Here is an 8,913-nt window from a genome sequence, read left to right as displayed (position 1 = left end):
TAATACAGATAAAACATCACCAGGCAACACTTATAGGTTGTCAGCCTGACGGCGCAGGCCGCAAAGATAAAAACCATCACAATCGGAATTGGGGATCAATTGGTGGAAAAAAACCACCTGCCATTCCGGGTTGCCGGAGACAAAGCGCGTTATTATGTCTTTGTTCTCGGCGCGCAGAACCGAACATGTCGCATAGACCAGCATCCCATCTTTCCCGGTCAGACGGGCGGCTGCATTGATCACCTGTTCTTGCGTCTGGTTGAGCTGCGCCAGATCGGTCGGGCGCAATCGCCATTTGGCATCGGGTGCGCGGCGCCATGTGCCACTGCCACTGCATGGGGCATCGCAGAAAACCACATCAAAAGGCCCCGCCCCTGCGCAGGCATCAGGCTTTACGATGGTCACGGCCACGCCAGCCCGCGCCGCGCGCGCAGGCAGATCAGCCATCCGCGCTGGCGAAATATCATGCGCAAAGACCGCCGCATCATGCTGGTCTGCAAACCCAAGCGCCTTTCCCCCGCCCCCGGCACAGTAATCCAGCACACGCCCTTGCGCTGGCACAGGCACCACAGAAACGGCGAATTGCGATGCCGCATCCTGCAATTCCACCAACCCATCCAGATAAGCCCGCGCCTGCTTTATCCGCCGGGCATTGCCCGTGACCCGCAAACAACCAGTCACGGTTGGATGCCGCACGGTATCGATGTTGTCTGTCGCCAATGCCGATATCGCACCGCCAACCGATCCGCGCATGACGTTGACCCGCAAAAACACATCTGCCCTTTTTTGCTGGGCCAATGCCGCCGCCCTCGCCTGATCCCCAAGGCTGTCACACCATGCGGGCCACAGCCAATCGGGCAGATCATGCATTTGCGGCTCTGACATCGTGGAAGGTGCTGCGATCTGCGCACGCTCAGTATCAGTCAGGGGCATGGGCGCGTGGCCCGCACCATCAAAGAGCGCATCAAGTCCAAGATCATCACGTAGCGCCAGCCCGATCATCACCCCCCGCCCCGTCAGCGCACCGCCGCGCGCGGCAAGGCTGCGTTTTGCGCGCAGTGCGTCAAAAACATGGTCGCGCACCGCCGCACGGTCCTTGGACCCGGCAAAGCGGCTGGCGCGCGCCCAAGCGGTCAGCGCCTGTTCGGCGGGCTGGCCGGCAAGGATGCCGTCAAGTATGAAGATCGCCGCGGCAACCCGCGCACCGGGGGTCATCGTGTGTTATTCCACGCGGCAATTCGGGCTTTCCCGGAGGATCTGCACGTCATGAAGGTGGCACGCGTTTGAATGATACATGGATATTCCCTAGTATAACTTGCAAATATTCTGTTCGACTGTATCGGTGCGTTTCAGCCCAGCCGCGTCTGAACGCAGGTTACACGTGCAAACGACTGAAGAGAAGGCCACCAAAAAACCACCGCGCGTGTGGTGGACAGATGTCAGATGATCCGCTTTCGGATACTTGTAGACAACTGCTCGAAAGCAATTACAACCAGAAGGATAACCAAAATGATCGCGGCGGCCTGATCGTAACGGAATAGCCGCATGGCGGTGGACAGTTCAACGCCGATCCCGCCAGCCCCCACAAGACCCAAGGTCACGGCCGACCGGATGGCCTTTTCGACACTGAACAGCGATGTTGCCGTCATCGAGGCAAAGCTTTCAGGCAGAATGGCACCAAAGATCACCGAAAGGCGCCCGGCGCCGGTCGCCGTCAACGCTTCGGACGGGCCTTTCTGAACCTCCTCGAACCGTTCGGAATAAAACCGCGCGGCAAAGCCGATGGTGTCCATGATGATGGCCAGGATACCAGCCAGCGGCCCAAGGCCGACGGTGACGACGAAAATCAACGCCCAGATCAGATCAGGGATCGTGCGTGCGACAGAAATGACGAACCGCGCGATGGTGCGCACCACCATATTGGGCGCGGTGTTGCGGGCCGCCAGAATGGCCAACGGGACCGAAAAGAGGCACCCAAAGGTCACGCCAACAATCGCGATATTCATTGTTTCCAGCATAGCATCGGCGATATTGGGCATGCGCGTGAAATCCGGCGGCACAGCTTGGCCGACGAACCGGACAAGGTTATTGGCACCCCGGACCAGTCGTTCAATCGAGATATTGGACGCGATCATCCCTTGGATGAAAAACGCGGCAAAGCCGACAGCCACCACCCAGGTCAGGGCGGACGGTGCACGAAAACGCGGGGGAAGTTTGCTGTTATCACTCATGCTGCGGCTTCTGTTGGCTGGGCGTCTACGCGGGTCATCCCGGAATAAAGCGCGTTCAATTGAAGAGTGTCAGTTTCGGCAACGGGCGCGTCGATTTCGACATGGCCAGCCTTCATGCCCAATATCCGATCGCCATACTCCTGCGCCAGTTCCAGCTGGTGCAGGGTGCACAGCATCGACAGCTTTTCCTCGCGCACAATGCGCCAAAGCAGGTCCAGCACTTCACGCCCTGCCTTGGGGTCTAGGCTGGCGATCGGTTCATCTGCGATCACCACTGTCGGGTTCTGCATCAACATCCGCGCAATGGCGACGCGTTGTTGCTGGCCGCCGGACAATTCTGACGGGCGATGCTGTGCGCGGTCTGCCATGCCAACGCGATCCAGGCAATGCATCGCCATTTCACGGTCAGCGGCAGATGCAGTCAGGCCCAGGCAAGACAACAGTCCGAACCTGTGCCGCCCCAGCGACCCGAACAACACGTTCTGAAAGGCGTTCAATTGCGGCACCAGATTGAAATGCTGGAAAACATACCCCATGCCCAGCCGGATCTGACGCAATTCGCGGCGGGATGCGCCGGACAACGCCGCGCCATGGATACGGATTGTGCCGGATTGCAATTTTTCCAACCCGTTCAGGCTGCGCATCAAGGTGGATTTGCCACAACCATTCGCGCCCAGCAGCACAACACCTTGTCCCGCCGGAATGATAAATGAAATGCCGCGCAATACGTGCAGCTTGCCATAGCTTACGCGAAGCTGTTCGGCTTGGATTGCCGGGGTCATGACCTTGTCCTTTCCCTGTTATCAATAGTAAAAAGGGCGACCAATCCTGTTGGATGGCCGCCCTTGGTCAGATGTAGCGTTGGTTAATCGTCCAGCGCGATGCCGGCGACTTCGTAGGCGCGGCGCACAATGTCATATACCGCCGGATCAGTATCAAAAGACATGAAGGAATCGTCTTCGATGAACTTGTCGGCGTTCCGCTCGGTCGCAGTCAGGGCGGCCCACAATTCGTCTGCATTGTCCTGCAAGGTGGCGCGCAGTGCATCGCGGCAGTCTTGTGGCAGGGTTGCGCGCATCACGACCGGATCACCGGGCAGGGTTTCGGTCTGACCGATCAGGCGGTATTCCGTGTCGGGGTCCTGGCGGCGTACGGCGTTCCAGTCTTTGTTGCCGCCGCCCATGGCATCGACATCACCGTTGATCAAAACCTGAATGCGCGCATCGCCTGCCATGATGATGTCGGAATCGCTCATCGGGTCAAGACCGGCTTCGGCCATCATCATCATTGGAAAAATGTGGCCCGAGGTGGACCCAACATCCTTTAATGCGACGCGGCGACCTTTCAGGTCTGCCATCGTCATGATGTCGCTATCGGCTTTGACCACAAAGCTGGAGCCATAGCTGGGGCGCACAACGGAAAAAAGCACATCCATTTCAGCCAATTGCTGGAACAGCACGAATTCGGATGGGCCTGCGAAGACAAATTCAACTTCGTCAAATTGCAGGGCGGTGCCTGCGGCGGTGCGGTTGGACAAAGAATAAAGCGCCAGTTCTACGCCGGTGATTTCTTCAAACTTTTCAGCGAAAGGACCAAAGGCCTCGGACAGATCGCCCATGCCTTCGATACCTGTATCGGCCATACGTAGCGGGGCTGGGCAGGTTTCGCTTACCGATTGTGCAAATGCAGGTGCAGCAAAAAGGACGCAAGCTGCAACAGCAGAAAAGCGCATCCCGTTAAACGTTGTCATCTTGTCTCTCCTGGGTCGGTTCTTGTCGCGCATGATGTAACAACGTCAGATGTCAGCTGTGTGACAATCGCAACAAGAGACATTGTTCTTGACCTTCGCCACAACATGTTCACGTCGAAAATCAGGGTTTTGGCGCGATGACGATTACGCATCAAATTCGCAGCTTGTCGCATGTGGAAATGCCCCACTGCCACGGGTTGTTATCCGGCTTTTGTCAAAAAGGGTGTCCACTGATTTCGGTTACGAGGTTCAACCAGAAAGGTCTGGCGGACGACCAGTTCCGGGTTTGTCCCGACCCGTTTCGCAGATGACAGCATTATGAAGGGTCGGAGCGTATTATCGCTCTGACCCATATAAATATTCTTAAAACAGACGCTTAGCCAATTCTGTAATTAGGCGATTCTCGCGTAATCTGCACGTCATGGACATGGCTTTCCTTTAGTCCCGCGCCGGTTATTTTCACAAAGGTGCAATTCTTGCGCATGTCATCAATCGTGGCGCATCCGGTATAGCCCATGGCAGCGCGCAAGCCACCGATAAGCTGATGCACAACGGCATGCGCCGAACCTTTGTAAGGCACCTGCCCTTCGATCCCTTCCGGCACCAGTTTGTCGCTGGCGGCCTCTTTCTGGAAATAGCGGTCAGCGGACCCGCTGGCCATTGCCCCGAGACTTCCCATCCCGCGGTAGGATTTGAACGACCTGCCCTGATACAAAATGACCTCGCCCGGGCTTTCGTCGGTGCCTGCGATCATCGACCCGACCATGGCACAGGATGCACCGGCCGCGATTGCCTTTGCAAAATCACCCGAAAACTTGATGCCGCCATCTGCGATGACAGGCACATCACCGGATGCCTTTGCGCAATCCATGATGGCCGTCAATTGTGGCACGCCGACACCAGCGACCATTCGCGTCGTGCAGATCGAACCGGGGCCAATCCCTACCTTGACCGCATCTGCACCGGCCGCAATCAGCGCCTCGGCGGCCGCGCCGGTTGCGATATTACCGGCAATGATCTGGACTTCATTTGACAGGGCCTTGACCCGTTCCACCGCGCGCGCAACGCCTTCGGAATGGCCGTGGGCCGTATCAATCACGATCAGATCAACGCCAGCATCAATCAGGGCCGCTGCGCGGTCTATGCCCGCATCGCCAACACCTGTCGCGGCAGCAACGCGCAACCGGCCCAAGCCATCCTTACAGGCGATCGGGTTCAAAACGGCCTGTTCGCTGTCTTTCAAAGTCAAAAGGCCGGTCAGTTTGCCCGCCTGATCTGTGATCAGCAGCTTTTCAATCCGACGGGCCTGCATCAGTGACCGCGCTTCGTCCAGATCAGCAGGTTCGTGCAGAATCGCAAGATCGTCAGATGTCATCATCAAGCGAACCGGCGTGTTATCGTCCTGTGCGAACCGCATGTCGCGGTTGGTGACAATGCCCACGACCTTGCCGCCTTCCCCCACAACCGGAAAACCGGTGATACGATAGCGCTCCATCAATGCTTTGGCATCGGCAAGCGTCTGATCGGGGCGCAGGGTGACCGGATTGTAAACGGTGCCTGACACAAAGCGTTTGACACGGCGCACTTCCTGCGCTTGCGCCTCGGTGCTGAGGTTCTTATGGATCACACCGATACCACCGGCCTGCGCCATGGCAATCGCCATACGGCTTTCGGTCACGGTATCCATCGCGCTGGACAATAGCGGGATGTTCATGGTGATTGTCTGTGTGACGCGGGTGCGTGTATCTGCTGTAGACGGCAAGACGCTGGACGCCCCCGGCACAAGTAAAACATCGTCAAAGGTAAGTGCCTCGCGAATCTCCATCAACCAGTCTCCTTGGGTGGCATCGTTGGCACGTCCCTATCGCACGGTTGTTCATTGCCTGAAAGGGTAAAATGCTGCAAATAGCACTTGCGGCCTCAAGCGGTTGATCGAAACAAGAACTATGAACAATGACCCCCCCCCTGCCGCGCCTCTTCCCCTGTGGCGCCGCGCGCTGAATACCGGCCTGCGGCTGGGCGTCGTGCTTGTTGTGGTGCTGCTGGTCAAGATGGGGCTGTCATTTGTGACCGATCAGCTTGCCCTGATGGAAAGCGATGTCGCCGCGCGGGCGCGCATTGGACTGGTTTTCATGGTGTTGTTTTTCTACGCCCTGTTGCTGGCAATTCCCTTTGTTCCCGGCGTTGAAATCGGCATCGCGATCCTGATGGTCGAAGGGGCTGGCGCGGCACCTTTTGTTTATCTTGCCACTGTCACGGGGATGTCACTCGCTTTTTTTATCGGCCACCATGTTGCGCTGGGGTGGCTGATCCGCTTTTGCAACGATTTGGGGCTGCACAGGGTCGGTCGCCTGCTCAGACGGATCAAGGACCGCAGCCATGATGAAAGGCTCGCCGCGTTTGCGGAACGGTTACCAAGGGGGCTTGGCCTGATCGTGGTGCGGTATCGCTATGTGATGTTGGCTGTGCTGATCAACATTCCGGGCACGATTGCCATTGGCGGGGGTGGCGGCATCATGTTGGCGGCAGGGTTCAGTCGGCTGTTCCATCCTGCGCTGGCCTTTTTGACCATCGCGCTGGCCACTCTGCCCGTGCCACTGACGGTCTGGGTGATGGGCACGCAGGTGCTGCAATAGCGGGACGTATTGCATCATCATTATGACGCGTTCTGCCCTTCCCTCTGCGCGGCGGGGGGTTATGTTAAACGCAACCAATTGCAGGCAATTATCATGACGACTGAACATCTTGTTATCTTTACCCCATCAGGCAAGCGCGGGCGCTTTCCCGTCGGCACGCCGGTTCTGACGGCGGCGCGCCAGTTGGGCGTTGATCTCGACAGCGTGTGCGGCGGTCGGGGGATTTGTTCGAAATGCCAGATCACCCCGTCTTATGGTGAATTTGCCAAACACGGTTTGACCGTCGCAGACGACGCGCTGTCGCCGTGGAACGCGGTCGAGGCGCGCTATAACGAAAAACGCGGCCTGAAACCGGGACGGCGGCTGGGCTGTCAGGCAACGATCCAAAAGGATGTTGTGATCGACGTGCCCGCCGAAAGCCAGGTGCACAAACAGGTGGTGCGCAAACGTGCCGAGGCGCGCGAAATCGTCATGAACCCGTCAACCCGGCTGTATTACGTCGAAGTTGCCGAACCCGATATGCACGACCCGTCGGGCGACCTGGAACGGCTAGTGACAGCGCTGCGCCGCGACTGGGATTTGCCGCATCTGGAGGCGGATCTGACGGTGCTGCAAACTCTGCAAAAGGCGCTGCGCAAGGGCGGCTGGAAAGTCACCGTCGCGGTGCATCTGGGGGATGCGGTGTTCAGCCCGCGGATCATCCATATATGGCCGGGATTCTACGAAGGCGCGCTTTACGGGCTGGCCGTCGATCTGGGGTCAACCACCATCGCGGCCCACCTGTGCAACCTGCAATCAGGCGAGGTGATTGCCTCATCCGGCATCATGAACCCGCAAATCCGCTATGGCGAAGATCTGATGAGCCGGGTCAGCTATAGCATGATGAACCCCACCGGGGCCGCTGAAATGACCGCCGCCGTGCGTCAGGGTATGAACGCGCTGTTCACCCAGATCGCCGAAGAAGCACAAATCGACCTCACGCAGATCGTGGACGTCGTTTTTGTCTGCAACCCGGTCATGCACCATCTGTTTCTGGGGATCGACGCCTATGAATTGGGGCAGGCCCCTTTCGCGCTTTCCACATCTGATGCGCTGTCGCTGCGCGCGGTCGAACTGGACCTGAACCTGCATCCCGCCGCGCGCGTCTACATCCTGCCTTGCATTGCAGGCCACGTCGGCGCCGATGCCGCCGCTGTCGCTCTGTCCGAGGCTCCTGATAAATCCGAAGACCTTGTGCTGATTGTGGACGTGGGCACAAACGCCGAAATCATCTTGGGCAACCGCGAAAAGGTGCTGGCCTGCTCATCCCCCACCGGCCCCGCGTTCGAGGGCGCGCAGATCAGCAGCGGCCAACGCGCAGCACCGGGGGCGATTGAACATGTGCGCATTGATCCGGCGACGAAACTGCCGCGTTTTCAGGTCATCGGGTCTGATCTATGGTCGGACGAAGACGGATTTGCCGCGGCGATCGCACAAACCGGTGTCACCGGCATCTGCGGGTCCGGCATCATCGAAGTGATCGCTGAAATGCGCATGGCCGGTATCGTGGACGGGCCGGGATTGATCGGGTCTGCCGAACAGACCGGGTCGCCCAACTGTTTTGCCGACGGGCGGACGAATTCCTATCTGCTGTATGACGGCACCGCCGACCGCGGGCCGCTGATTACCGTGACCAACACCGACATCCGGCAAATCCAGATGGCCAAGGCCGCGCTTTATTCCGGGGCGCGCCTTCTGATGGATAAATTCGGCGTGGACAAGGTAGACCGGGTGGTGCTGGCGGGGGCCTTTGGCGCGCATATCAGCCCGTTGCACGCGATGGTGCTGGGCATGATCCCCGACGCCCCGCTAAGCAAGGTCACATCTGCCGGCAATGCTGCGGGCACCGGCGCGCGGATTGCCCTGCTGAACACCGATGCACGGCGCGAAATCGAACAGGTGGTCCACAAGATCCACAAGATCGAAACCGCGATCGAACCGCGTTTTCAGGAACATTTCGTCAATGCATCCAACATCCCCAACGCGGTGGAACCGTTTCCGATTCTGCGATCGATTGTCGCCCTGCCCGATGTCAACCATAACGAAGGCGGCGAAGGCGGGCGACGCAGACGCCGACGCGCCTGACGGTGACTTGCGATATCAGCTTGACGGGATCAGCTGGGGCGATTAACTCAATCCCTGTGATGCGGGTATGGTGAAAAGGTATCACGAAAGCTTCCCAAGCTTCAGTTACGGGTTCGATTCCCGTTACCCGCTCCATTATGTGCGACAATCGAATGCTTTTTAGTTGCGTAGG

Annotated in this window: 7 protein-coding genes and 1 tRNA gene; 3 read left to right on the top strand and 5 right to left on the bottom strand. The window is 58.4% G+C overall.

The features are described 5' to 3' along the window. Positions 1-30: 30 nt before the first annotated feature. The 5 genes from IBX59_RS14360 to guaB all read right to left on the bottom strand — a co-directional run bounded on the left by IBX59_RS14360 (position 31) and on the right by guaB (position 5,806). Positions 31-1,215 carry an RsmB/NOP family class I SAM-dependent RNA methyltransferase gene (locus tag IBX59_RS14360; protein ID WP_296376774.1) on the bottom strand — a complete coding sequence of 395 codons (1,185 nt, stop codon included), beginning with the start codon at positions 1,213-1,215 and terminating at the stop codon, positions 31-33. Positions 1,216-1,439: 224 nt separating this feature from the next. After that, positions 1,440-2,231 carry a phosphonate ABC transporter, permease protein PhnE gene (gene phnE / locus IBX59_RS14355; RefSeq protein WP_296376771.1) on the bottom strand — a complete coding sequence of 264 codons (792 nt, stop codon included), beginning with the start codon at positions 2,229-2,231 and terminating at the stop codon, positions 1,440-1,442. Beyond that, positions 2,228-3,013 carry a phosphonate ABC transporter ATP-binding protein gene (locus IBX59_RS14350; protein ID WP_296376768.1) on the bottom strand — a complete coding sequence of 262 codons (786 nt, stop codon included), beginning with the start codon at positions 3,011-3,013 and terminating at the stop codon, positions 2,228-2,230. The genes phnE and IBX59_RS14350 overlap by 4 nt, the downstream gene beginning before the upstream one ends. A gap of 83 nt (positions 3,014-3,096) precedes the next feature. After that, positions 3,097-3,981: a phosphate/phosphite/phosphonate ABC transporter substrate-binding protein gene (locus tag IBX59_RS14345; protein ID WP_296376766.1), complete on the bottom strand. Its 885-nt coding sequence runs from the start codon at positions 3,979-3,981 to the stop codon at positions 3,097-3,099. A 376-nt stretch (positions 3,982-4,357) separates the two neighbouring features. Continuing rightward, positions 4,358-5,806 (bottom strand): IMP dehydrogenase, encoded by a 1,449-nt coding sequence (guaB, locus tag IBX59_RS14340; protein WP_296376777.1) that lies wholly within the window; start codon positions 5,804-5,806, stop codon positions 4,358-4,360. Positions 5,807-5,927: 121 nt separating this feature from the next. On the opposite strand from guaB, the gene IBX59_RS14335 reads away from it, so the two are divergent. From IBX59_RS14335 to IBX59_RS14325, 3 genes are all read left to right on the top strand, one after another. Then, a complete protein-coding gene (locus IBX59_RS14335) occupies positions 5,928-6,617 on the top strand; it encodes a hypothetical protein (RefSeq protein WP_296376764.1) in 690 nt (229 codons plus the stop codon). A 93-nt stretch (positions 6,618-6,710) separates the two neighbouring features. After that, positions 6,711-8,741 carry an ASKHA domain-containing protein gene (locus IBX59_RS14330; protein WP_296376762.1) on the top strand — a complete coding sequence of 677 codons (2,031 nt, stop codon included), beginning with the start codon at positions 6,711-6,713 and terminating at the stop codon, positions 8,739-8,741. Positions 8,742-8,802: 61 nt separating this feature from the next. Further along, positions 8,803-8,876, top strand: a tRNA-Gly gene (locus tag IBX59_RS14325). The last annotated feature ends 37 nt before the right edge of the window (positions 8,877-8,913 follow it).

The sequence above is a fragment of the Yoonia sp. genome (assembly GCF_014859355.1).
In the GTDB taxonomy this organism is placed as follows: domain Bacteria; phylum Pseudomonadota; class Alphaproteobacteria; order Rhodobacterales; family Rhodobacteraceae; genus Yoonia.
The sequence above is the reverse complement of the archived record's forward strand: the minus strand, read 5'-3'. Positions and strand labels throughout refer to the sequence as shown.